Origin of the sequence: Pseudomonas sp. BJa3, from assembly GCF_026343815.1 — a bacterium.
Taxonomy (GTDB): Bacteria; Pseudomonadota; Gammaproteobacteria; order Pseudomonadales; family Pseudomonadaceae; genus Aquipseudomonas; species Aquipseudomonas soli.
This window is the reverse complement of sequence record NZ_JAOXMC010000071.1, coordinates 1-347: the sequence shown is the minus strand read 5'-3', so window position 1 is coordinate 347 and position 347 is coordinate 1. Positions and strand designations below refer to the sequence as shown.

Annotated in this window: 2 protein-coding genes; both read left to right on the top strand. The window is 71.5% G+C overall.

What is annotated here, in order from left to right:
• A partial coding sequence (locus OH705_RS29475) for an ATP-binding protein (protein WP_416383599.1) occupies positions 1-150 on the top strand: 150 nt, incomplete at its 5' end.
• A gap of 26 nt (positions 151-176) precedes the next feature.
• Positions 177-347: DUF1467 family protein (locus tag OH705_RS29470; protein WP_416383598.1), on the top strand; the 171-nt coding region annotated here is incomplete at its 3' end.

Genomic DNA, 347 nt, shown 5'->3' with positions numbered 1-347 from the left:
CAGCCCTTCGTCCACGACCAGGCGGGCGGCGGCAGCGGGCTGGGCCTGCCGATCGTCGACCGCGTGGCGCGCCAGCACGGCGGCGAACTGCGCCTGCTGCCGAATACCCCCCATGGCCTGCGTGCCCAGCTGGTGCTGCGCGCGGGTTGAACCGGACGTCCCCACGAGGTGATGCGATGAAGACGCTGTTCCGTGCCGGCCTGCTGGCCTGCGCCCTGTTCGCCGTGCTGCCGCTGGGCACGGCGAGCGAGACGCACGAGCCGCCGACCGACGGCTCACAATGGGGCGCGCCCAAGACGCCCAATCTGAAGAAGAAGTTCCTGACCACCACCTGGGTCTCGGCCCTG